The sequence below is a fragment of the Pseudomonas sp. FYR_2 genome (genome assembly GCF_043106425.1).
Lineage (GTDB): Bacteria > Pseudomonadota > Gammaproteobacteria > Pseudomonadales > Pseudomonadaceae > Aquipseudomonas > Aquipseudomonas monteilii.
The window spans coordinates 117,873-140,973 of record NZ_JBICMM010000046.1 but is presented as its reverse complement, the minus strand read 5'-3'; the positions used below and the strand labels follow the sequence as shown (position 1 = coordinate 140,973).

The window sequence follows — 23,101 nt, the reverse complement described above, 5'->3', positions numbered from 1 at the left end:
GCTGCCTGCAGACGTTTGAGGCGGCGCATTTTACCAGAGCGGCGGGCTGGGAGTAAGCGGAATGTCAGGTGGATTAGCGTTAAGCCATTCGCGGGCAAGCCCGCTCCCACAGGGACTGCGCCACGGCATGGGCCACGCTTCACTGTGGGAGCGGGCTTGCCCGCGAATGGCTTGTTCAGCTGCGTTCTGGCTGGAAACGCACCACAAAGCCCTTGAGGCTGTTCTGGCGATTGATAGCATCACGCGTGCGCTCGGCTTCGGCCCGCTCGATCAGCGGCCCCACGTACACCCGGTTCATCCCACCCGCCGAACGGATATAGGCGTTATAGCCCTGGCTACGCAGGGTTTGCTGCAACTTCTCGGCACCCGCGCGGTTGGACAGGCTGGCCAACTGGATCGACCAGCTAACTGGCAGGCCATTGACGTCGATTTTCGATGGCGCAGCAGGCTTGGCCACCGGTGCGGCCGGCTCAGGGGTAGCGGCAGGCTTCGGTTCGACCTTGGGCGCCTGTGGCTTGACAGGCTGAACCTGCGCCTGGGTCTGCGGCGATGGCGTGATCGGCTGGCTTGGCGTGCTGGCTGGCGCCGTGGACTCGTCAACCACCACCGGTGGTTGCTGCGGGTCTTCCGGAATGGCCTGCGGCTCCGGCACAGCGACAGGCTCCACTTTCACTTCCGGCAGGCTTGGCATGGCCGGTGCCTGCGGGGCTTCTACATGCACCTGGCGCATCTCGTCCTCGCGGGTGAACAGCATCGGCAGGAAAATCACCGCCAACGCCACCAGCACCAGCGCACCCACCATGCGCTGTTTAATCCCTTTATCCAGCACTGCCATCTACTTCACCCTCCTGGGTGTGCCGCTGCAGCCATTCCAGCGCCTGGGCGACACAGAAAAACGAACCGAACAGCAGGATCTGGTCATCCGCCGTCGCCTGCGCGCATTGCCCCTCAAGGGCCGCGTCGACGCTGGCATAAGACTTCACCGCAGCGCCGAGGTTCGTCAAGGCCGTGGCCAGTTCTGCAGCCGGGCGGCTACGTGGGGTATCCAACGGCGCCACGGCCCAGTCATCGACCAAGCCCTTCAGCGGCGCGACAACGCCGTCTAGGTCCTTGTCGGCGAGCAGGCCGAACACTGCCAGACGGCGCCCCTTGAGCGGGCGAGCCGCCAGCCGACGGGCCAGATACTCCGCTGCATGGGGGTTATGACCGACATCCAGCAGCAGTTCTACCGACTTACCCTGCCACTGCAGCACACGGCGGTCGAGACGGCCAGTGATGCGGGTCGCCAGCAACGCCTGGCGCACCTGCCCTGCATCCCAGGGCAGGCCCATCAGCAGGTAGGCCTGCAGGGCCAGCGTGGCGTTCTCCATGGGCAGGTCGAGCAATGGCAAGTCACGCAACTCTACCTGCGCGCCATCTGCTGCGGTACCCCGCCAGTTCCACGCGCTATCGGTAGTGGTCAGGTCGAAATCACGACCGCGCAGGAACAGAGGCGCAGCCAATTCGGCGGCCTTGTCCAGCAATGGCTGTGGCGGATCCACGTCGCCACACAGAGCCGGCTTGCCCGGGCGGAAGATGCCGGCCTTTTCGAAAGCCACCAACTCACGGGTATCACCCAGGTAGTCGACATGGTCGACACCGATGCTGGTCACCAGGGCCAGGTCGGCATCTACCACGTTCACGGTGTCCAGGCGGCCACCAAGGCCCACTTCCAGCACCACGGCATCCAGTTGCGACTGGTAGAACAACCAGAACGCAGCCAGCGTGCCCATCTCGAAGTAGGTCAGGGAAATGTCGCCCCGCGCCGCCTCGACGGAGGCGAAGGCGTCGCACAGGCGCTCATCGCTGGCCTCTTGGCCGTCGATCAGCACCCGCTCGTTGTAACGCAACAGGTGCGGCGAGCTGTACACGCCGACCTTGAGCCCCTGGGCGCGCAGCAGCGAGGCCACGAAGGCGCAGGTGGAACCCTTGCCGTTGGTGCCGGTTACCGTCACCACGCGTGGCGCCAGCTTGCCCAGCGCCAGCCGGGCAAGCACCTTCTGCGACCGCTCCAGGCCCATGTCGATGGCCGAGGGGTGCAACTGCTCGAGGTAGGCGAGCCACTCGCCCAGGGATCGTTGTTTCATCACGCGACGGCTGCCGCCTCACGCGCTTGCTCCGGGGTGTCCTGGCCGGTCATCTGCGCCAGCAGGCGGGCCAGACGCGGGCGCAGTTCGCCACGGGAGATGATCAGGTCGATGGCACCGTGTTCCAGCAGGAACTCGCTGCGCTGGAAGCCTTCTGGCAGCTTCTCGCGTACGGTCTGCTCGATCACGCGTGGGCCGGCGAAGCCGATCAGGGCTTTTGGCTCACCGACAATGACGTCGCCGAGCATCGCCAGGCTGGCGGAAACGCCGCCGTACACCGGGTCGGTCAGTACCGAGATGAACGGGATGCCTTCTTCGCGCAGGCGCGCCAGCACGGCCGAGGTCTTGGCCATCTGCATCAGCGAGATCAGCGCTTCCTGCATACGTGCACCGCCCGAAGCGGAGAAGCAGACCATCGGGCAGCGGTGCTCCAGGGCGTAGTTGGCCGCACGCACGAAGCGTTCGCCGACGATGGCACCCATGGAACCGCCCATGAACGAGAACTCGAAGGCGCTGACCACGATCGGCATACCCATCAGGGTGCCGCTCATGGAGATCAGGGCGTCTTTTTCGCCGGTTTGCTTCTGGGCGCCGGCCAGGCGGTCCTTGTACTTCTTGCCGTCACGGAACTTCAGGCGGTCGACCGGCTCCAGGTCGGCACCCAGCTCGGCACGGCCTTCGGCGTCGAGGAAGATGTCGATGCGCGCACGTGCGCCGATGCGCATGTGGTGGTTGCACTTGGGGCAGACATCCAGGGTCTTTTCCAGCTCCGGACGATACAGCACGGCCTCGCAAGCCGGGCACTTGTGCCACAGGCCTTCAGGCACCGAGCTCTTCTTCACCTCGGAACGCATGATCGAAGGGATCAGTTTGTCGACTAACCAGTTGCTCATGCTTTCTTTCTCCAGTATTGGCAGGCGGGGGCCGGTGTCGCCGGCCCTGCCCTGCCCTTGAGCTCAAAATCTTTTATCAAACGATGATGGACCGGCCGCCGGGGCTTCCAGCGCACCGCTCCACCGCTAATGTGTTGTTCTGCCACCTTTGCAGGTAGCTGCCCAGCAGGGCTGCGAAAGTTATGGACGATGGCGCGCAGCCAGCCGTCACATCTGCCATCACGCCTGTTTAACGGCCCGCATGAACGCCTCGATCTTCGCGGCATCCTTGATGCCCTTGGCCTGCTCGACGCCACCGCTGACATCCACCGCGTAAGGCCGCACCTGGGCAATGGCCTGGCCGACGTTATCGGCCGACAGCCCGCCCGCCAGGATGATCGGTTTGCTCAGGCGCTCCGGCACCAGAGACCAGTCGAACGCCTCTCCGGTTCCCCCCGGCACTCCCGCCACGTAGGTATCCAGCAAAATGCCGCGCGCGCCCGCGTACTGCTGGCAGGCCGCCTCCAGGTCGTCCCCCGGACGAACACGCAGGGCCTTGATCCAGGGGCGGTGGTAGCCTTCGCAGTCCTGTGGCGTTTCGTCGCCGTGGAACTGTAGCAGGTCCAGCGGAACCACTTCGAGGATCTCGTTCAGCTCGCAACGCGAGGCGTTGACGAACAACCCGACCGTGGTCACGAACGGTGGCAGTTCTGCAATGATCGCACGCGCCTGGCGCACGTCCACGGCGCGAGGGCTCTTGGCATAGAAGACGAAACCGATGGCATCGGCCCCCGCTTCGGCAGCGGCCAGTGCGTCTTCGATACGGGTGATCCCACAGATCTTGCTGCGAACATTGCTCATGGACAGCGAACCCTGGTTATTCCGGTGAAAGGCCGGATGTTAGCAAATGACTTTTCGCCCGTCAGTCTGCCAACGCCTCATAGCCGGTCAAAAAGTGTGGACCGATGTAACGCTGGGGCAGTGCATATTCCTCGGGGTACTCGACCTGCACCAGGTACAGCCCGTATGGATGGGCCGTGACCCCGGCTTCACGGCGGTCGCGCCCTTCCAGCACTTCACGCGCCCAGGTAACGGGGCGCTCGCCGGCACCGATGGCCATCAGCACACCGGCAATGTTGCGCACCATGTGGTGCAGGAACGCGGTGGCGCGCACGTCCAGCACAATCATCTGGCCATGGCGGGTAACGCGCAGGTGGTAGATGTGCTTGACCGGCGACTTGGCCTGGCACTGGCTGGCGCGGAAGGCACTGAAGTCGTGAGTGCCGAGCAGGAACTGCGCAGCCTCGGCCATGCGCTCGACATCCAGCGGGCGGTGGTTCCAGGTGACTTCCTCGGCCAGGTGCGCCGGGCGGATCGGGTCGTTGTAGATGACGTAGCGATAACGCCGGGCACAAGCCTTGAAGCGTGCATGGAAATCGGCCGGCATCGGCCGCGACCAGACCACACTGATGTCGTGCGGCAAGTTGAAGTTGGTGCCCATGGTCCAGGCGCGCTCGTCGCGCACAGCGCGGGTGTCGAAGTGCACGATCTGCCCGCAGCCGTGGACACCGGCGTCGGTACGCCCGGCGCAGATCACCGAAATCGGCTCGTTCGCGACTTTGGACAATGCTTGCTCCAGGGCCTGCTGGACACTTGGCACGCCGCTGGCCTGGCGCTGCCAGCCGCGGTAGCGCGCGCCTTTGTATTCGACGCCCAGGGCGATGCGGGAGTAGCCTTCGGCCGCGGATTCGGTGGTGGCGGTGTCGATAATGTCCAAGCGTTTGAAACCTGTGGGGTGTACGGAATGGCGGGGAGTATAACGACAACGGCAGCCGTGTAGGGCTGCCGTTGATGTGCACTTCATTTGAGGACGATATCAAACCAGGCGAGAGAGCATGTCCTCGGCTTCCTGGCGCTGACCGTCGTCGCCGTCCTTGACCACTTCATCAAGGATGTCGCGCGCACCCTGGCTGTCGCCCATGTCGATGTAGGCGCGGGCCAGGTCGAGCTTGGTGGCCACTTCGTCACTGCCGGAGAAGAAGTCGAAGTCCAGGTCGTCCAGTGGCGGCTCGGGATCCGGCTGCGCAACCGCGTCTTCTGCAGTGAAATGCGGCTCCAGAGAGGGCGATTCCAGGCTCTGCGACAGCTTGTCCAACTCGGCGTTGACGTCGTCGAGCTCCGAGGCAAAGCGCTTGGCCGCCGGCGAATCATCTTCCAGCGACAACGACAGGTCAAAGTCCGACGGTAGGTCGAAATCGGAGACTGGTTCGAATGCCGGCTCACTGTCGAAGGCAGCCAGTTCGGCGGCAACATCCACCGGGGCCGCTTCAACGGCATCTGGCGCGGCCGGGGCAACCGGCTCACTGACATCAAGGTCGAAGTCAGACAGGTCCACGGCTGGCTGCGGCTCGGCCTGGTCCAGCATGGCCTCGAAATCGGCGTCAGCGTCGGCTTGCAGTTCGGCATCTACGGCAAACGGCGGTTCTTCTGGCTGAGCCTCTTCAAACGCAGGCTCATCCAGCACAGGCTCGGCAATGACCAACTCGTCAGGTACTGGCTCCTGCTGCACGGACTCGTCCAGCAGCGGCGCGGCCAGCGGGTCTTCTTCGGGCAGGTCTTCACCCAGGCTCAAGTCGAAGGCACTGTCCAGATCCTGCTCATCGAGGCCATGCGCTTCCAGGCCCGACACATCAAGGGTCGGCACATCATCGAAGGCATCCAGCTCGGTTTCTGGCTCGAACACGGCTTCAGGCTCCGCTTGCGCGACGACCTCTGGCTCAGCCTCCACTTGCGGCTCGAATTCAGGCACTTCTTCAGGCACCACGTCGGCAACCACTGGTGCCTCGGCCTCATCGTGCAGCAACTCCTGCACGTACTGCTCATCCATCTCGGCAGCCAGTGCCGCCGCGCCCAGCCCGGCAGCGGCCAGGCCAAGCATGGCGGGGTAACGTTCTTTCAACCCGGCGACTTCGGCAATGTTCTGCTCGCTGGCCGGCAGCTTGCGCTCCTGCTCGGCGAACGCGCTCTGGTCACCCTGGCGGGCGTACACGTCCATCAGCTTCAGGCGCAGGTCGTCACGTTCCGGCGCACCAGCCACGGCGGGCTCAAGCAGGTCAGTAGCGCGGTTCAGGCGGCCTTCGGCCAGGCATTGGTCAACCTCCGCCAACAGCGCGGCATGCGGGTCGGCTTGCGGCTCAGCTTCCGGCGCCGACTCGGCAGAAGGCTCAGCCACTTTTTCCGCAGCAACGGCAGCGGCGGCTGAAGCGGCGACCACGGCTGGCGACAGGATAACGCTCGGCTCCGAAACTTCGACACCATCGAGGCTCTCGGTATCGGTGTCGAAGCCTGTGCCCTGCTCTTCCTCCAGCGCCCGTGCCATACGCAGGTGCTTTTCAGCTTCTTGCTGGGCTTTACGCTTGCGCGCCAGCAGCCACAGCAGCAGTGCCAGCACCAGCAGGCTGGAACCGGCAATTATCCCGATCAGCCATGGGTTGCCCAGGATCTGGTCGAGCGCGCCATTCGGCTGCCCGACAGGCGCAGGCTTGGCTGCCGGCACCGGCTTGGGCGCGGTATCGACGGCAGCCGGTGCGGGCTTAGCCGCCGGCTGGGCAGTTGCCGCCGGCTGAGCCGGCTTGGCGGCAGCGGCAGCCGTAGCCGGCGCTGCCACACCCTGGGCCTGAAGGCGGGCCAACTGGTCATTCTTCAGGTCGATCAGACGCTGCAGCTTGTCCAGCTGGCTCTGCAGGTCGGACATGCGGCTTTTCAGTTCTTCGTTGTCGCGCCGGCTGGTATCCAGGCTTTCCTGGGCCACCGCCAGCTTGTCATTCAACGCCTTGGTCTGACCGGCCTGGTTGCCCGGGCTGACCAGGCGCAAGTTGTCGCCCTGGGCGATGCGCGCCGGCGCAGCCTCGGCGGCACCACGGCGGGTAGCGTCGAGCTGGCGGGCACGCGGCCCCAGGCGCCGGCCTTCACGCCAGGCGGCATACTGCTCGGCCACTTCGCTGTTGGCCTCGCCCTTCGGAATGTTCTGGATCTGCTGCTGGTCGGGCAGGCGCAGTACCTGGCCCACCTTCAGCTGGTTGATGTTGTTGCCGATGAAGGCATCCGGGTTCAGCGCCTGGATTGCGATCATGGTCTGCTGGATCGAGCCACCTTGCGTGTTGCGCGCGGCAATCTGCCACAAGGTGTCGCGGCGCTGGGTGGTGTAGCTGCTGGCACCGGTTGTGGCCGGTGTCACATTGCCTGCAGCCGGCTTGTCGCCCTGGGCCTTGGCCTGGTCAAGCAGCACGCTGTAGTCGCGCAGCAGGCGGCCTTGCGGCCACATCACCTGAACCAGGAACTTGACCACCGGCCCCGGCAGCGGCTGGCTGGAGGTAACCCGCAGCACACTTTTACCGTTGGGGTTGATCACCGGTGTGAAGGTCAGGTCTTCGAGGTAGGTCGGAAACGCCACCCCGGCCTTGCTGAACTCTTCCGGTGGCGCCAGGCTAGGCGCCACTTCGGCGGCTTTGAGGTCGCGCACATCGAGCAATTCGATCTCGGCGTCCAGCGGCTGATTCTGTGCCGACTTCAGGGTCAGCTCCCCCAGGCCCAGCGCATTCGCCATGCCAGACGACAGCGCCGATGCTGCAGCCATGGCCAGAACCAGTTTGCGAATTCGAAGCATGACCTCTTCCCTTGTATGAATCGTCCCGAAACCTGCATGCGGAGCAGGACAAAAGTGCTCGCCAGTATCTTTTACGGCATGTGTTTAATCAACAATTGCGCCACTTGCACGGCATTGAGCGCGGCGCCTTTGCGCACGTTGTCGGTGGTCAGCCAGAGATTGAGCTGCTGGTCTTCATCAACACCGTGACGTACACGACCAACATAGACCACGTCTTGGCCTACTGCGTCACCAACCGGGGTCGGATAATCATCACGTTCCACCCGCTCTACGCTGTCGGCTGCGTCCAGGGCCTGGTTGACCGCTTCAAGGTCGACCGGGCGACGGCTCTGCACGGCCACACTGAAGCTATCGCCGAAAAACACCGGGACTTGAACGCAGCTCACGGAAATCTTCAGCTCAGGCATGCCAAGCAGCACGCGCAACTCGTTGACCAGCCGGCGTTCCAGCGCCGTGTGGCCTTGTTCGTCGGCCGCGCCAACCTGGGCCAGCAGGTTGAAAGCCACCTGGCGGTCGAAGAAGCGCGGCTCCAGCGGCCGGGCATTGAGCAGCTCTGCCGTTTGACGGGCCAGCTCGCTGACCGCCTCACGGCCTTGTGCAGACACCGCCAGCGATGCCATTACCTGCACCCGGTCTATGTCCAGCAGGCCCTTGAGCGGTGCCAGCGCGACAGCCACGGCAACGGCGGCCGAGCACGGACTGACAATGCGTGCCGGCAGCGCCAGGCCAGCCAGCCGTTCGGCGTTGGCTTCGGGTACCAGGGCCAGGGCGTCGTCCAGGCCGCCGGACAGGTCAATGACGGTGCAACCTGCTTGCAGTGCCTTGCCGGCAAAGCTGCGGCTGACTGCGGCACCTGTGGCGAAGAAGGCCAGCTTGACCTGGGCGAAGTCGAAGCTGTCCACCTCGCGCACCTTGAGTTTCTTGCCGGCGAACATCACGCTGCTGCCCGCCGACTCCATGCTGGCCAGCAGGTGCAAGGTGCCGACCGGGAACGCCAGTTCTTCGAGCACCTGTACCAGGGTTTCACCGACGCTGCCGGTGGCGCCGACGACGGCGATATCGAATGTAGGGTTCATTGTTGCAGGCTGCCTCTGGCGAAACGGGAGCGGCACTTTACTCGCATTGCCCGGGCGAGGCCAATATCGCCTGCATCCCTGCACAGTACCTGAGGGGCCGGCTTGACGGCGAACGGCCAATGGCAAAAGCACAAAACCTTCAGGCAAAAAAAACCGCGCTGTTGCGAGCGCGGTTTTCTGCTCAAACCAGAACGATCAACGCTCCAGCAGGATCCGCAGCATGCGGCGCAGCGGTTCTGCCGCACCCCACAGCAGCTGGTCACCCACGGTGAACGCGCCCAGGTACTGCGAACCCATGTTCAGCTTGCGCAGGCGGCCAACCGGGATGTTCAAAGTGCCGGTGACCTTGGTCGGGGTCAGTTCCTGCATGCTGATTTCACGCTGGTTCGGCACCAGCTTCACCCAAGGGTTGTGCTGGCTGATCATGCCTTCGATGTCGGCGATCGGTACGTCTTTGTTCAGCTTGATGGTCAGCGCCTGGCTGTGGCAGCGCATGGCGCCGATGCGCACGCAGATGCCGTCGACCGGGATCGGGCTCTTGAAGCGACCGAGGATCTTGTTGGTTTCGGCCTGGGCCTTCCACTCTTCGCGGCTCTGGCCGTTCGGCAGTTCCTTGTCGATCCACGGGATCAGGCTGCCCGCCAGTGGCACACCGAAGTTCTCGGTCGGGAATGCATCACCGCGCATGGTCTCGGCAACTTTGCGGTCGATATCGAGGATGGCGCTGGCCGGGTTGGCCAGGTCATCGGCCACGGCGGCGTGGGTGGCCCCCATCTGCTTGATCAGCTCGCGCATGTTCTGCGCGCCGGCACCCGAGGCTGCCTGGTAGGTCATGGCGCTCATCCATTCCACCAGGCCGGCTTCGAACAGGCCGCCCAGGCCCATCAGCATCAGACTGACGGTGCAGTTGCCGCCGATGTAGTTCTTGGTGCCCGCGTCCAGCTGCTGGTCAATGACCTTGCGGTTGACCGGGTCGAGGATGATGACCGCGTCATCCTGCATGCGCAGGGACGATGCGGCGTCGATCCAGTAACCCTGCCAGCCGGCTTCACGCAGCTTGGGGAAGACCTCGTTGGTGTAGTCGCCGCCCTGGCAGGTCAGGATCACGTCGAGGGTCTTGAGTTCTTCAATCGAATAAGCGTCCTTGAGCGGCGCTGTATCCTTGCCCACGTTCGGGCCCTGGCCGCCAACATTGGAGGTAGTGAAGAACACCGGCTCGATAAGGTCGAAGTCCTGCTCCTCCAGCATCCGCTGCATGAGCACGGAACCGACCATACCGCGCCAACCGATCAGACCTACACGTTTCATCGCAACTACACCTTTGCTAAAAGTGGGCCGCCACCGGAAATTTGGGGTGGCGGGCCAGAGAGATTACAGATTCCGCAGCGCTGCGACTACTGCGTCGCCCATTTCCTGCGTACCAACTTTGCGGCAACCTTGCGAATAGATGTCGCCGGTGCGCAGGCCCTGGTCCAGCACCAGGCTCACGGCCTTCTCGATCGCTTCGGCGGCAGCCGACTGATTGAAGCTGTAACGCAGCATCATCGACACCGACAGAATGGTCGCCAGCGGGTTGGCAATGCCCTGGCCTGCGATGTCCGGCGCCGAGCCGTGGCACGGCTCGTACATACCCTTGTTGTCGGCATCCAGCGACGCCGAAGGCAGCATGCCGATGGAACCGGTGAGCATGGAAGCTTCATCCGACAGAATGTCACCGAACATGTTGTCGGTCACCATCACGTCGAACTGCTTGGGTGCACGCACCAGTTGCATGGCGGCGTTGTCGACGTACATGTGGCTCAGTTCCACATCCGGGTAGTCCTTGGCCACGTCTTCGACCACTTCACGCCACAGCTGGCTGGAAGCCAGTACGTTGGCTTTGTCTACCGAGCACAGCTTCTTGCCACGCACGCGGGCCATGTCGAAGCCGACACGGGCAATGCGGCGCACTTCGCTTTCGCTGTACGGCAGGGTGTCGTAGGCCTGGCGCTCGCCACCTTCCAGCTCGCGCTGGCCACGCGGGGCACCGAAGTAGATGCCGCCGGTCAGCTCACGGACGATGAGGATGTCCAGGCCCGAGACGATTTCCGGCTTCAGCGACGAGGCATCGGCCAGTTGCGGGTAGAGGATGGCCGGGCGCAGGTTGGCGAACAGGCCCAGCTGCGAACGGATTTTCAGCAGGCCACGCTCCGGGCGGATGTCGCGCTCGATCTTGTCCCACTTCGGCCCGCCCACGGCGCCCAGCAGCACGGCATCGGCCTTGCGCGCACGCTCCAGGGTTTCGTCGGCCAGCGGCACGCCGTGCTTGTCGATGGCGGCGCCACCGATCACGTCGTGCTCCAGGCTGAAGCCAAGCTGGAACTTGTCGTTGGCCAGCTCCAGCACCTTGACCGCTTCGGCCATGATTTCCGGGCCGATACCGTCACCTGGGAGAATCAGAATCTGCTTGCTCATGCTTTCCTCTATCCATTCACGCGGTGCGACCAAACGGGCCCCACCGAAAAGTGCTTAACGCTCGGCCCACAGCACCAGCACATCGGTGCTGAACGAGCCATCGGCCTCGATCTGGTAATACTGCCGTACTTCTTCGCCCATGGCTTGCTGCAATTGGCGGATGGCCACGCGCATTGGCTCGGGAGTGCGCATGCGCTCCACCCAGCTGCCGAACTCCAGGCGCAAGGGCTGGCGGGTGTGACTGCGCACATGCAGGCCAGCCTCGCTGACCTGACGCTGCCATTCGGCGGCGGAGTAGTCACGCACATGGCTGGTGTCGCGCAGCACTTCGACCGTTTGCAGGTAGGTGTCGAGCAGCGGGCTGCCCGGTGACATCACATCAATGAACGCTGCCACGCCACCCGGCTTTAGTACCCGGCGCACCTCGCGCAGGGCCAGGCCCAGGTCGCTCCAGTGGTGGGCCGAGTAGCGGCTGAAGACGAATTCGAACGAGGCATCGGCGAACGGCAGGCGTTCGGCGGCACCGCGCTCGGTGGTGATATTGGCCAGGCCGCGCTCGGCGGCGGCGCTGGCGACCACGTCAAGCATGGATTGCGACAGGTCGTAGGCGACCACTTCGCTCACCAGCGGGGCAACGTGAAAACTGACATGACCGGCACCACAGCCCAGGTCCAGCACGCGGGCATTGCCCTGCCCTGCCAGCTCGGCCTGCAGCAGGGCGAATTCACTGCCCTGGGCATGCACGGCACTGCTGAGGTAGGCGCTGGCCTGTTCGCCGAACTGGCGTTGGACCACGTCGGTATGGTTGGTGCTGGTCATGTCTCAATCCTTTTGGATTTGTTTCGCCTGTTCCGGCCCTTTCGCGGGCAAGCCCGCGAAGAGGCCGGTACTGCCATCTACCAATAATCAGGCATCCCGGAACAGCCAAGGCTGCCCGGCACGGTGCTTGCCTTCGAAGGCCTTGATCGCATCGCTGTCCTGCAGGGTCAGGCCGATGTCGTCCAGGCCGTTGAGCAGGCAGTGCTTGCGGAACGCATCGATCTCGAAGTGCAGCACCTTGCCGTCCGGCCGGGTCACCGCCTGCGCTTGCAGGTCGATGGTCAGCTGGTAGCCCGGGTTGGCTTCGACCTGCTTGAACAACTCGTCCACTTCTTCATCGCTGAGGATGATCGGCAGCAAGCCGTTCTTAAAGCTGTTGTTGAAGAAGATGTCGGCAAAACTCGGCGCGATGATGCTGCGGAAACCGTACTCGTCCAACGCCCAAGGGGCGTGCTCACGGCTGGAGCCGCAACCGAAGTTTTCCCGCGCCAGCAGCACGCTGGCACCTTGGTAGCGTTCGTGGTTGAGCACGAACTCCTGGTTCACCGGGCGCTTGCTGTTGTCCTGGTAGGGCTGGCCCACGTCCAGGTAACGCCATTCGTCGAACAGGTTAGGGCCAAAGCCGGTGCGCTTGATCGACTTCAAAAACTGCTTGGGGATGATCTGGTCGGTGTCGACGTTGGCACGGTCCAACGGCGCGACGAGGCCAGTGTGCTGGGTAAAGGCTTTCATGCTGCGCTCCCTTGGATCAACTCGCGGACATCGATGAAGTGGCCGGTTACCGCAGCAGCGGCGGCCATGGCCGGGCTGACCAGGTGGGTACGGCCACCGGCGCCCTGACGGCCTTCGAAGTTGCGGTTGGAGGTGGACGCGCAATGCTCGCCGCTCTCCAGGCGGTCAGGGTTCATCGCCAGGCACATCGAGCAGCCTGGTTCACGCCATTCGAAACCGGCTTCGAGGAAGATCTTGTCCAGGCCTTCACGCTCGGCCTGTGCCTTGACCAGGCCCGAACCCGGCACGACGATGGCTTGCTTGACGGTCGCGGCCACCTTGCGGCCCTTGGCGATCTCTGCCGCGGCACGCAGGTCTTCGATACGCGAGTTGGTGCACGAGCCGATGAACACGCGGTCCAGCTGGATGTCGGTGATCGCCTGGTTGGCGGTCAGGCCCATGTACTTCAAGGCGCGCTCGATCGAACCACGCTTGACCAGGTCGGCTTCGGCGGCCGGGTCCGGTACGCGCTGGTCTACGGCCAACACCATCTCGGGCGAGGTGCCCCAGCTGACTTGCGGCTTGATCTGGCTGGCATCCAGCTCGACCACGGTGTCGAACACGGCGTCGTCATCCGACACCAGGTCTTTCCACGATTCGACTGCCTGCTTCCATTGCTCGCCCTTCGGCGCGTACGGGCGGCCTTCGACATAGGCAACGGTGGTGGCGTCGGTCGCCACCAGGCCCACACGGGCACCGGCTTCGATGGACATGTTGCAGATGGTCATGCGGCCTTCCATCGACAACCCGCGGATGGCGCTGCCCGCGAACTCCATGGCGTGGCCGTTGCCACCGGCGGTGCCGATCTTGCCGATCACGGCCAGCACGATGTCCTTGGCGGTTACGCCGGCCGGCAATTGGCCTTCCACGCGTACCAGCATGTTCTTCATCTTCTTGGCGACCAGGCACTGGGTGGCGAGCACGTGCTCGACCTCGGAGGTGCCGATGCCATGGGCCAGGGCACCGAAAGCGCCGTGGGTGGAGGTGTGCGAGTCGCCGCAGACCACAGTCATGCCGGGCAAGGTGGCCCCCTGCTCCGGGCTGATGACGTGAACGATGCCCTGGCGCTCGTCGTTCATCTTGAATTCGACGATGCCGTATTCGTCACAGTTTTCGTCGAGGGTCTGCACCTGCAGGCGCGACACCTGGTCGACGATGGCCTCGATACCGCCCTTGCGCTCTGGCGTGGTCGGCACGTTGTGGTCGGGCGTGGCGATGTTGGCGTCGATGCGCCACGGTTTGCGGTTAGCCAGGCGCAGGCCTTCGAAGGCCTGGGGCGACGTCACTTCGTGAATGATGTGGCGGTCGATGTAGATCAAGGACGAGCCGTCATCACGGCGCTTGACCTCATGGGCTTCCCAGAGTTTGTCGTAGAGCGTTTTGCCAGCCATCAGACTGTTCCTCATCAGCGTCTTTCTATGCCAAAGACCCCTTGGCTTGTACGGACGATGCTATGGGGTTAGATTGAATAACTCAAATTCATAATTTTTATCCTTTGCATAACCAAGAGGAATGCAACCCTTGGACCTGGCCAACCTCAGCGCCTTCATCGCCATTGCCGAAACCGGCAGCTTCTCCGGGGCGGCTGAACGCCTGTTCCTGACCCAGCCCGCCATCAGCAAGCGCATCGCCGGGCTGGAGCAGCAGCTGGATGTGCGCCTGTTCGACCGCCTGGGCCGCGAGGTGACCCTGACCGAGGCCGGACGCGCCCTGCTGCCCCGGGCCTACCAGATCCTCAACGTCCTTGATGATACCCGACGTGCGCTGACCAATTTGTCGGGGGAAGTGAGCGGTCGCCTCACCCTGGCCACCAGCCACCACATCGGCCTGCACCGCCTGCCCCCGCTATTACGGGCGTTCACCCGCCAGTACCCGGCCGTGGCGCTGGATATTCAGTTTCTCGATTCAGAACAGGCCTACGACGAGATTCTGCATGGTCGCGCCGAAATCGCCGTGATCACCCTGGCGCCCGAGCCGCATCACTTGGTCAAGGCGGTGCCCGTGTGGGACGACGCCCTGGATTTTGTCGCCGCCCCCGAGCACCCGCTAGCCAACAATGCGGTCGGCCTGGCCGATGTGGCCCGTCACCCGGCGGTTTTCCCCGGCGGCAACACCTTTACCCACCACATCGTCCAGCGCCTGTTCGAAAGCCAGGGCCTCACGCCGAACATCGCCATGAGCACCAACTACCTGGAAACCATCAAGATGATGGTGTCGATCGGCCTGGCCTGGAGCGTGCTGCCGCGCACCATGCTCGACGAACAGGTTGCACCCATCGCTTTGCCCGGCATACAGCTGTCGCGCCAGCTAGGCTACATTTTGCACACCGAGCGTACGCTATCGAACGCGGCCAGGGCATTCATGGCCCTGCTCGACAGCCACGCAGGGTCCGCCTGACCGGCCGTCAGCCAGGTATTTCCGAATCCAAGGACGCGTCATACGCCAAAGGTCTGGTACCGATGCCCAAATCAGCAAACCGCTTTTTGCGCCTGCCGCGTATTTCTGCGGCCGACCCCCAGGAGTCCGAACAGGCCTGGCAGAACGCCCCACAACTGCTGGCCGCGCTGAACGGCGCCCGGTTGGGGGCATGGCTGTGGGATATTGAAAGCGGCCGTGTCAGCTGGTCACGGGGCACCCAGGCCCTGTTCGGCTTCGACCCGCAGCGCCCACTGCCTGCCGATGTCGACTACCTCGACCTGCTGCCCGAAGAAGACCGCGCCCGCACGCGCCAGGTGTTCCAGGCGGTGTTCAACGGCGAGCCGGTGGAACAGGCCATGCGTCATCGCATCCGCTGGCCGGACGGCAGCCTGCACTGGCTGGAGATCAACGGCAGCCTGACCCACGACCCGCATGGCCGGCCGCAGATGATCGGGGTAATCCGCGAAATCACCCGCCAGCGCGAGCGGGAAACCGCCCTGATCAATTCGGAAAAGCGCTTCGCCACGCTGTTCCACCTCAGCCCCAACGCCATTTTGCTCACCCGCCGCCACGACGGCATGATTTTCGAGGTCAACCAGCACTTCGAAGACATGTTCGGCTGGCCTGGCAGCCAGGTGATCGGCAAGACCAGCCTGGAGCTGGGCCTGTGGGTCAACCCCGAACAACGCCACCAGGTGATGGAGTCGACCCGTGCCAACGGCGGCCCGTTGATCATGGAGGTGCAGTTCCGCGCCACCAGCGGCAAGGTGCATGACGGCATCCTCTGCACCCAGGGCATCGAACTGGAAGGCGTGACCTTTCTGATCAGCACCTTCGTCGACACCACCGAGCGCAAGCGCGCCGAGCAGGCCCTGAAGGACAGCCAGGAGCGCCTGGACCTGGCCCTGGATTCGGCGCAGCTGGGCACCTGGGACTGGCATATCCCCAGCGGCATGCTCTACGGCTCCGCCCGGGCCGCGCAGTTGCACGGCCTACCGCCCATCCCCTTTCATGAATCGTTCGATGCTTTTTTCGAGGGGGTACCGGAGCAGGAGCGCAACTCGATGCGCCAGGCCTACCGCAGCCTGCGCGAAGGGCCCGCCGGCAACTACCAGATCACTTACCGGGTGCAACTGGAAAACGGCATTTCGCGCTATATCGAAAGCCGCGCACGCCTGTACCGCGACGAACAAGGCAACCCGCTGCGCATGGCCGGCACCCTGCTCGACATCACCGACCAGGTGGAGCGCGAGCAGCGCCTGAGCGCCTCGGAAGAGAAGTTCGCCAGCCTGTTCCAGGTCAGCCCCGACCCGATCTGCGTCACTCGCCAGGACACCGGTCAGTTCATCGAGATCAACCCGGCGTTCACCCAGACCTTCGGTTGGGGCAGCGAGCAGGTGCTTGGCCGCACCGCAGAGGAAATCGGCCTGTGGGCCGAGTCCATCGAGCGTGCGCAACGCATCGAGCGGGTGATCCGCGAACAGGCCCTGAGCAACGTCGCCGTGGTGGTCAACCACCGCAATGGCGCCCCCCTGACGTGCGTGATTTCCAGCCGCCTGATCACCGTCGATGACCAGCCGTGCAGCGTGACCACCCTGCGCGACATTACCCAGCAGCAACGCGCCGAAGCCGCACTGAAGTCCAGCGAGGAGAAGTTCGCCAAGGCCTTCCACTCCAGCCCCGACGCCATCACCATCACCGAACGCCATAGCGGGCGCTACCTGGAAATCAACGATGGCTTCTGCCGCCTGACGGGTTACAGCGCAGCCGAGGTGGTCGGCCACACGGTGTACGAGATCGGTATCTGGGCGGACGACAAGCAGCGCAGCGCGCTGCTGGCCGAGTTACGCGAGCGCGGCCGCGTGCATCACCGGGAAATGCTCGGGCGCAACAAGCGCGGCGATATCCTTACCGTGGAAGTCTCGGTCGAGCCGATCACCCTCAACGAGGTGGACTGCCTGCTGCTGACCGCCCGTGACGTCAGCCAGCTGAAGAATGCCCAGGCGCAGATTCGCCACCTGGCCTACCACGACCCGCTGACCAACCTGCCCAACCGCGCCCTGCTGATGGACCGCCTGAGCCAGCAGATCGCCCTGCTCAAGCGTCACAACCTGCGCGGCGCCCTGCTGTTCCTCGACCTCGACCACTTCAAGCACATCAACGACTCGCTGGGCCATCCGGTGGGCGACACGGTGCTGAAGATCATCACCGCCCGCCTGGAGGCCAGCGTGCGCCTGGAAGACACCGTGGCGCGGCTGGGGGGCGACGAGTTCGTGGTCCTGCTCAGCGGCCTGGAAGGCAGCCGCGAACAGGTCGAGGAAAAAGTGCGCGAACTGGCCGACACCCTGCGCGAACTACTGGCCGAACCGATGTCGCTGGATGGCCAGCGGCTGCAGGTAACGCCCAGTATCGGCGTGGCGCTGATCCCTGACCACGGCGCTACCCCGGCCGATTTGCTCAAGCGTGCCGACATTGCCCTGTACCGGGCCAAGGACTCCGGGCGCAACACCACCCAGCTGTTCCACACCACCATGCAAAAGGCCGCCAGCGAGCGCTTGCGCATGGAAAACGACCTGCGCCTAGCCTTGGCCCGTGGTGAACTGGCCCTGCACTTCCAGCCCCAGGTGGATGCCCGCGACAACCGCATCGTCGGGGCTGAAGTGCTGCTGCGCTGGCACCACCCGCAACTGGGTCAGCAACCACCCGGGCAGTTCATCCAGGTGCTGGAGGAAAGCGGCCTGATACTGGAAGTTGGCAGCTGGATCCTCGATGAAGCGTGCGATGCTTGCGCACGCATGCTGACCGACGGGCTGATCGACGCGGATGATTTCAGCCTGTGCGTGAACATCAGCCCGCGCCAGTTCCGCCAGAACGATTTTGTCGGCCGGGTACTGCGCAGCCTGGACGACTATCGCCTGCCTCGGCACATGCTAAAGCTGGAAATCACCGAAGGCATCGTGATCCAGAACCTGGAAGACACCATCAGCAAAATGCGCGAACTCAAGCGTTTCGGGGTGAGCTTTGCCATGGATGACTTCGGCACCGGTTATTCCTCACTCACCTACCTCAAGCGCCTGCCGGTGGATGCGCTGAAGATCGACCAGACCTTCGTGCGCGACGCGCCGGTCGACCCCAACGACGCGGAAATCGTGCGCGCCATCGTTGCCATGGCCCGCAGCCTGGACCTGGCCGTGATTGCCGAAGGGGTAGAACTGACCGAACAACTGGAGTTCCTCGAACGGCTGGGCTGCCACTTGTACCAGGGATACCTGCACAGCCGGCCATTGCCGTTGCCAGAGTTTCGGCAGATGTTGCTGGAGGCGCCGGCGGGTTACTGATCCGGCCTGCAAACGCAAGAAGGGCACCCGAGGGTGCCCTTCTTCACTACAGCGCGATCAGTTCAGCGCTGGCTTGTCGCCATTGATCGGAATGCGCTTGGCCTTGGCTTCTTCAGGCACGATGCGCAGCAGGTCGATGCTGAGCAGGCCATTAGCCAGGCCGGCGGCCTTCACTTCGATATGGTCGGCCAGGCGGAACGACAACTTGAAGGCGCGTTGCGCGATACCCTGGTGCAGGTAGGTCACTTCAGCGGCGCCATTGTCGTGCTTGCCACCGGTCACCGTCAGGACGCCTTTTTCGACTTGCAGGTCGAGGTCCTGCTCCTGGAAACCGGCTGCGGCAACCACGATGCGGTAGTGGTCATCGCCATGCTTTTCCACGTTGTAGGGCGGGTAGCTGCTACCGGCCTCGTTACGTGCCGCAGATTCGAACAGGTCGTTGAAACGGTCGAAACCTACGGAATGGCGGAACAGGGGTGCGAGAGAGAAAGCGGTGGTCATGGTCATAAACTCCTGAGATTCAGCAAGTAAGTCATTACGCGACCCGACTTCGGCATCGCGTACTCAAGAGATATGGTCTGGGGAAATGCTTTCAAGGGGAAAATAGAAAAAATCTGAAATCAGTGCCGCCCTTTTCGCGGGCACGCCCGCTCCCACAGGATCGCCACAGGCCTCAAGACCGGCGCAAGACTTGTGGGACGGGCGTGCCCGCGAAAGAGCCGAATCAGGCAACGCAAGCCTCGAAGGGCGCAGCCTCAACCCCCAGCAACCGGCTGATCCGCGCGCAATCATCCTCCCGCCGCAGCTCGGCAAACAGCACCACCGCCTCGGGATAACTGCGCGTCAGCATCGCCATCCACTGCTTCATCCGCCCCGGCGCATAGCGCGGCGACAGCTTGTGCTGAGCCTGGCGCCAGAACTCACGCAGCAACGGCAGCAAATCGTTCCAGCTCATCGGCTGATAGTCGCGCCCGTCACGCGCGGCCGCAATCTGCAATCCCAGGTCGGGTCGCGACACCAGCCCACGGCCCAGCATGATGTCTTCGGCCCCACTGACCTCCCGGCAACGTCGCCAGTCGTCGACAGTCCAGATCTCGCCATTGGCGAACACCGGCACCTTCACCACATCCTGCACCCGCGCCACCCACTCCCAGTGCGCCGGCGGTTTGTAGCCTTCGACCTTGGTCCGTGCATGCACCACCAGGTGCGCCGAGCCGCCTTCGGCCAGCGCCGTGGCACACTCCAGTGCACCATCAGGGCTGTCGAAGCCCAGGCGCATCTTCGAGGTCACCGGGATATCTGCCGGCACGGCACGGCGCACTTCGCGCACGATGGCGTGCAGCAGTTCCGGCTCTTTGAGCAGCACGGCACCACCCCGCGACTTGTTCACGGTCTTGGCCGGGCAGCCAAAGTTCAGGTCGATCACCGGCGCGCCCAGCTCGCAGGCCAGCGCGGCGTTTTCCGCCAGACATACCGGGTCCGAACCCAGCAACTGCACACGCATGGGCACCCCGGCAGCCGTGCGCGCGCCCTGGCGCAGCTCGGGCGCCAGCTTGTCGAACGAAGAAGGCGGCAGCAGGCGGTCGCACACACGAATGAACTCGGTGACGCACCAGTCGATGCCGCCCACGCGGGTCAGTACGTCGCGCAGGATGTTGTCGACCAGCCCCTCCATGGGGGCCAGGGCAATTTGCATGTCGGGGTCTCGGCGGAAAAAGCCGGCAGTCTAACAAAAAATGCCGGGGTTTCAGGCGCCGATCAGCGCCGGGCCGTAACCGTCAAGGAATTCTGCCGGCATGCGTTTGGGCTTACCGCTGGACAGCTCGATGCAGGCGAAGGTGGTTTGCGCACGCAGCAAGGTCACGCCGTCACGCGGGCGCTTGAGCTGGAAACGGCGGGTCATGCGCAGGCGCTGGTCCCAATCGATGATCCAGGTGGCCAGTTGCAGTTCATCGTCCTCGTAGGCAGCGGCCAGGTAGTCGATTTCGTGACGCACTACCGCCATGGCGCGGTCTAGCCGACGGTATTCGGCCAGGTCCAGGCCCAGGCGCTGGGAGTGGCGCCAGGCGCAGCGCTCCAGCCAGGTGACGTACACCGCGTTATTGGCGTGGCCGAGGCCATCAATATCCTCGCTGCCGACACGCAGGTCGATGACGAAGGGTGTTGCCAGGTCCCAGCTCATGTTCGCTTCCTTGGCGGAAAAAGTGAATTTAGCCGTGACCGGTGAGTGAATGTCCAGCCCTGCTGCCCGTCAGGCGCTTTGACGCGCCGGTGCAGCAGCGCGGGCGAGCAATTCGAGCACTGCCTCACCCAGCCGCGGGTCGGACAGTACACGCTGATGCCCACCCGCCTCCAGCAGCATCAGGCGGCTGTCGAACCACGCTTTATGGATAACCTGAGCCTCATCGGCAGCCACCAAGGCGTCATCAGCGGCATGCACCACCAACCCCGGCAGTTCCAGCTGATAACCCGTCACATCCAACCGCGCAATCTGCATGCCCACATCTCGCTCAATCTGCCGAATGAACGCCGCCCGCGCCCGTGCTGGCAGCCCCAGGCGATGGGCAAAACCACGCAACACACCCAACAGCCGCGCCGGGGCCGCAATGCTGACAGCAGCCTCTGTACGCAGCCCCATCTGCAAGGCCAGCAACACACTGGCACCACCCATGGAATGGCCAATGACCGCACGCAGCGGCGGCAGCTCGGCGGCGGCCTCCAGCAGGGCCCGGGCAAACAGCACCACATTGGCCTGCTCGCCAGGCGAACGCCCATGCCCCGGCCCCTCCAGTGACACCACCGTGTGCCCGGCCTGGACCAAGGTTTCGATCAACGCAGCAAACTGGGTCGGGCGCCCTTCCCAGCCGTGCATCAGCAGCACGGTCGGCCCATTACCCCAGCGCAGGGCCGACAAGCCGAAGCGCAGGGTAATGCGCTCGGCACGGGCCAGCACGGGCAGCTCCCAATCCCGCGGCGGCAAGTTGCGCGGTGTCATGAAGGCACGGCGCATCTTGCCCGCGACATGCTCGGGGGCCAGGCGGCCCAGGGTGCCATTGACACCACGAATCCAGCTCAGGGTAGTCATTGCCATGCTCCAGGGTTAAAGCACCGCCGATTTGGCGGCGCGCAGAATACGGTCTGACAACTCGCTGGTACCCAGGGCGCGGGCCAGGGCCAGGCCACCGACCATCAACGCCAGATCGGCCAAGGCTTTGTCGGCATCCTCGGGGCGATCGACCATGGCAGCGGTCATCAGCTCGATGTGTTCGGCCAATACCTCACGGAAGACTTCCGGCAAGCGCTGCATCTCGCCCAGCGAATTAGGCAGCGGGCAGGCGTGCACTTCGGCATCCCGGTGTTTGCGCGACAGGTAGAAGGCACTGGCCAGCGCACGCCGCCCCGCACCATCGAGACTGGGGTCGATCTGGGCGAGCAAGGCGCGGCGCTCACCCAACAGCTGGCGGAACGCCTCTAGCATCAGCTCGTCCTTGCTGTCGAAGTGGGCATAAAAACCACCGACGGTCAGGCCTGCGGCGCCCATTACCTGGCTAACGCTAGGCTCGGCCGGGCCGTGCTGGATCAGCGCACTGCGTGCGGCTTCCAGGATGCGTTCGCGGGTTTTGCTCTTCTTGTCGCTCATCTGAACATTCGCCGGACAAAATATGATGACCAAAATATTATTCTCATCATATTTTTTGGCAAGCAGAATTTCTTGCCGCCTGTCGGTTGCGAATTTTTCGGGAGAGTGAAAAACAAAAGGCCCATTCAATAATCGAATGAGCCTTAAAGGTCCCGCAAAACGCGGGTAAAAATGGCGTCCCCTAGGGGACTCGAACCCCTGTTACCGCCGTGAAAGGGCGGTGTCCTAGGCCACTAGACGAAGGGGACGTAACCTTCGCGAAGATCCACTTGCGTGAACCCTGGCAGAAATGGTGGAGCTAAGCGGGATCGAACCGCTGACCTCCTGCATGCCATGCAGGCGCTCTCCCAGCTGAGCTATAGCCCCGAAACAAAAGACTCATCAATATACGACGAGCCTTTTTAAGCCCTGCAAAACGCAGGAAAAAGTGGCGTCCCCTAGGGGACTCGAACCCCTGTTACCGCCGTGAAAGGGCGGTGTCCTAGGCCACTAGACGAAGGGGACGTAACCTTCGTGCTGATCCGCTTACGCGAACCGCGGCAAAATTGGTGGAGCTAAGCGGGATCGAACCGCTGACCTCCTGCATGCCATGCAGGCGCTCTCCCAGCTGAGCTATAGCCCCGGATTTCTAGCCTCTCGGCCCAGCGACATCGTGAAACATCGCTTGTGCAAAACTGGCGTCCCCTAGGGGACTCGAACCCCTGTTACCGCCGTGAAAGGGCGGTGTCCTAGGCCACTAGACGAAGGGGACGAACCTTCTTACCTTCAAGACCCGGTTGCTGGACCCGGTCTTGCTCGACAGCCTTGACTGCCAAGCGGAATTTGGTGGAGCTAAGCGGGATCGAACCGCTGACCTCCTGCATGCCATGCAGGCGCTCTCCCAGCTGAGCTATAGCCCCACAATGTCGCTCTGAACAGAAT

Annotated in this window: 19 protein-coding genes and 6 tRNA genes; 2 read left to right on the top strand and 23 right to left on the bottom strand. The window is 63.7% G+C overall.

Annotation, left to right across the window (positions count from 1 at the left end):
• Nucleotides 1-175: 175 nt before the first annotated feature.
• The 12 genes from ACF8R4_RS19850 to leuC form a co-directional block, all read right to left on the bottom strand.
• Nucleotides 176-835 (bottom strand): SPOR domain-containing protein, encoded by a 660-nt coding sequence (locus ACF8R4_RS19850; RefSeq protein WP_104835287.1) that lies wholly within the window; start codon nucleotides 833-835, stop codon nucleotides 176-178.
• Nucleotides 819-2,126, bottom strand: a complete 1,308-nt coding sequence (gene folC / locus ACF8R4_RS19845) for a bifunctional tetrahydrofolate synthase/dihydrofolate synthase (RefSeq protein WP_060498784.1) — start codon at nucleotides 2,124-2,126, stop codon at nucleotides 819-821. The genes ACF8R4_RS19850 and folC overlap by 17 nt, the downstream gene beginning before the upstream one ends.
• Nucleotides 2,126-3,019: an acetyl-CoA carboxylase, carboxyltransferase subunit beta gene (gene accD / locus ACF8R4_RS19840; RefSeq protein ID WP_060498783.1), complete on the bottom strand. Its 894-nt coding sequence runs from the start codon at nucleotides 3,017-3,019 to the stop codon at nucleotides 2,126-2,128. Before accD ends, folC begins: the two co-directional genes overlap by 1 nt.
• A 219-nt stretch (nucleotides 3,020-3,238) precedes the next feature.
• A complete protein-coding gene (locus tag ACF8R4_RS19835; RefSeq protein WP_060498782.1) occupies nucleotides 3,239-3,859 on the bottom strand; it encodes a phosphoribosylanthranilate isomerase in 621 nt (206 codons plus the stop codon).
• A gap of 61 nt (nucleotides 3,860-3,920) precedes the next feature.
• Nucleotides 3,921-4,775 (bottom strand): tRNA pseudouridine(38-40) synthase TruA, encoded by an 855-nt coding sequence (truA, locus tag ACF8R4_RS19830; RefSeq protein WP_060498781.1) that lies wholly within the window; start codon nucleotides 4,773-4,775, stop codon nucleotides 3,921-3,923.
• Nucleotides 4,776-4,874: 99 nt separating this feature from the next.
• The gene (locus tag ACF8R4_RS19825; protein WP_060498780.1) at nucleotides 4,875-7,664 is read right to left on the bottom strand and encodes a FimV/HubP family polar landmark protein; all 2,790 of its coding nucleotides are present in this window, start codon (nucleotides 7,662-7,664) and stop codon (nucleotides 4,875-4,877) included.
• A gap of 71 nt (nucleotides 7,665-7,735) precedes the next feature.
• Nucleotides 7,736-8,740 carry an aspartate-semialdehyde dehydrogenase gene (locus ACF8R4_RS19820; protein WP_060498779.1) on the bottom strand — a complete coding sequence of 335 codons (1,005 nt, stop codon included), beginning with the start codon at nucleotides 8,738-8,740 and terminating at the stop codon, nucleotides 7,736-7,738.
• Nucleotides 8,741-8,935: 195 nt separating this feature from the next.
• Nucleotides 8,936-10,048, bottom strand: coding sequence for an aspartate-semialdehyde dehydrogenase (gene asd, locus ACF8R4_RS19815; protein WP_060498778.1), 1,113 nt, complete (start codon nucleotides 10,046-10,048; stop codon nucleotides 8,936-8,938).
• A 63-nt stretch (nucleotides 10,049-10,111) separates the two neighbouring features.
• Nucleotides 10,112-11,194, bottom strand: a complete 1,083-nt coding sequence (gene leuB, locus ACF8R4_RS19810) for a 3-isopropylmalate dehydrogenase (RefSeq protein WP_104835290.1) — start codon at nucleotides 11,192-11,194, stop codon at nucleotides 10,112-10,114.
• 54 nt (nucleotides 11,195-11,248) lie between these two features.
• Entirely contained in the window at nucleotides 11,249-12,013 is a 765-nt protein-coding gene (locus ACF8R4_RS19805) for a class I SAM-dependent methyltransferase (protein WP_060498774.1), read from the bottom strand.
• Nucleotides 12,014-12,100: 87 nt separating this feature from the next.
• Nucleotides 12,101-12,745, bottom strand: coding sequence for a 3-isopropylmalate dehydratase small subunit (gene leuD, locus ACF8R4_RS19800; protein ID WP_104835291.1), 645 nt, complete (start codon nucleotides 12,743-12,745; stop codon nucleotides 12,101-12,103).
• Nucleotides 12,742-14,175 carry a 3-isopropylmalate dehydratase large subunit gene (gene leuC / locus ACF8R4_RS19795; RefSeq protein ID WP_060498772.1) on the bottom strand — a complete coding sequence of 478 codons (1,434 nt, stop codon included), beginning with the start codon at nucleotides 14,173-14,175 and terminating at the stop codon, nucleotides 12,742-12,744. The genes leuD and leuC overlap by 4 nt, the downstream gene beginning before the upstream one ends.
• 130 nt (nucleotides 14,176-14,305) lie before the next feature.
• Here leuC and ACF8R4_RS19790 point away from each other — a divergent pair, with 130 nt between their 5' ends.
• Both ACF8R4_RS19790 and ACF8R4_RS19785 read left to right on the top strand, forming a co-directional pair.
• Nucleotides 14,306-15,181 (top strand): LysR family transcriptional regulator, encoded by an 876-nt coding sequence (locus ACF8R4_RS19790; RefSeq protein ID WP_060498777.1) that lies wholly within the window; start codon nucleotides 14,306-14,308, stop codon nucleotides 15,179-15,181.
• 62 nt (nucleotides 15,182-15,243) lie between these two features.
• Complete coding sequence (locus tag ACF8R4_RS19785; RefSeq protein WP_104835292.1) at nucleotides 15,244-18,540, top strand: PAS domain S-box protein; 3,297 nt, start codon at nucleotides 15,244-15,246, stop codon at nucleotides 18,538-18,540.
• Between the two features lie 57 nt (nucleotides 18,541-18,597).
• Here ACF8R4_RS19785 and ACF8R4_RS19780 read toward each other — a convergent pair whose 3' ends face one another.
• The 11 genes from ACF8R4_RS19780 to ACF8R4_RS19730 form a co-directional block, all read right to left on the bottom strand.
• Nucleotides 18,598-19,041 carry an Hsp20 family protein gene (locus ACF8R4_RS19780; RefSeq protein WP_060498770.1) on the bottom strand — a complete coding sequence of 148 codons (444 nt, stop codon included), beginning with the start codon at nucleotides 19,039-19,041 and terminating at the stop codon, nucleotides 18,598-18,600.
• A gap of 223 nt (nucleotides 19,042-19,264) precedes the next feature.
• Complete coding sequence (locus tag ACF8R4_RS19775) at nucleotides 19,265-20,236, bottom strand: tRNA-dihydrouridine synthase (RefSeq protein ID WP_060498769.1); 972 nt, start codon at nucleotides 20,234-20,236, stop codon at nucleotides 19,265-19,267.
• Between the two features lie 51 nt (nucleotides 20,237-20,287).
• Nucleotides 20,288-20,722 carry a thioesterase family protein gene (locus ACF8R4_RS19770; protein ID WP_015269427.1) on the bottom strand — a complete coding sequence of 145 codons (435 nt, stop codon included), beginning with the start codon at nucleotides 20,720-20,722 and terminating at the stop codon, nucleotides 20,288-20,290.
• Between the two features lie 69 nt (nucleotides 20,723-20,791).
• The gene (locus ACF8R4_RS19765) at nucleotides 20,792-21,625 is read right to left on the bottom strand and encodes an alpha/beta hydrolase (protein WP_060498768.1); all 834 of its coding nucleotides are present in this window, start codon (nucleotides 21,623-21,625) and stop codon (nucleotides 20,792-20,794) included.
• 15 nt (nucleotides 21,626-21,640) lie between these two features.
• Nucleotides 21,641-22,180 carry a TetR/AcrR family transcriptional regulator gene (locus ACF8R4_RS19760; protein ID WP_016715158.1) on the bottom strand — a complete coding sequence of 180 codons (540 nt, stop codon included), beginning with the start codon at nucleotides 22,178-22,180 and terminating at the stop codon, nucleotides 21,641-21,643.
• 172 nt (nucleotides 22,181-22,352) lie between these two features.
• Nucleotides 22,353-22,428, bottom strand: a tRNA-Glu gene (locus ACF8R4_RS19755).
• Between the two features lie 42 nt (nucleotides 22,429-22,470).
• A tRNA-Ala gene (locus ACF8R4_RS19750) sits at nucleotides 22,471-22,546 on the bottom strand.
• 62 nt (nucleotides 22,547-22,608) lie between these two features.
• Nucleotides 22,609-22,684: transfer RNA gene (locus ACF8R4_RS19745), tRNA-Glu, on the bottom strand.
• Between the two features lie 42 nt (nucleotides 22,685-22,726).
• Nucleotides 22,727-22,802: transfer RNA gene (locus ACF8R4_RS19740), tRNA-Ala, on the bottom strand.
• Nucleotides 22,803-22,855: 53 nt separating this feature from the next.
• Nucleotides 22,856-22,931 (bottom strand) — tRNA-Glu (locus tag ACF8R4_RS19735).
• A gap of 72 nt (nucleotides 22,932-23,003) precedes the next feature.
• Nucleotides 23,004-23,079: transfer RNA gene (locus tag ACF8R4_RS19730), tRNA-Ala, on the bottom strand.
• Between the last annotated feature and the right edge of the window lie 22 nt (nucleotides 23,080-23,101).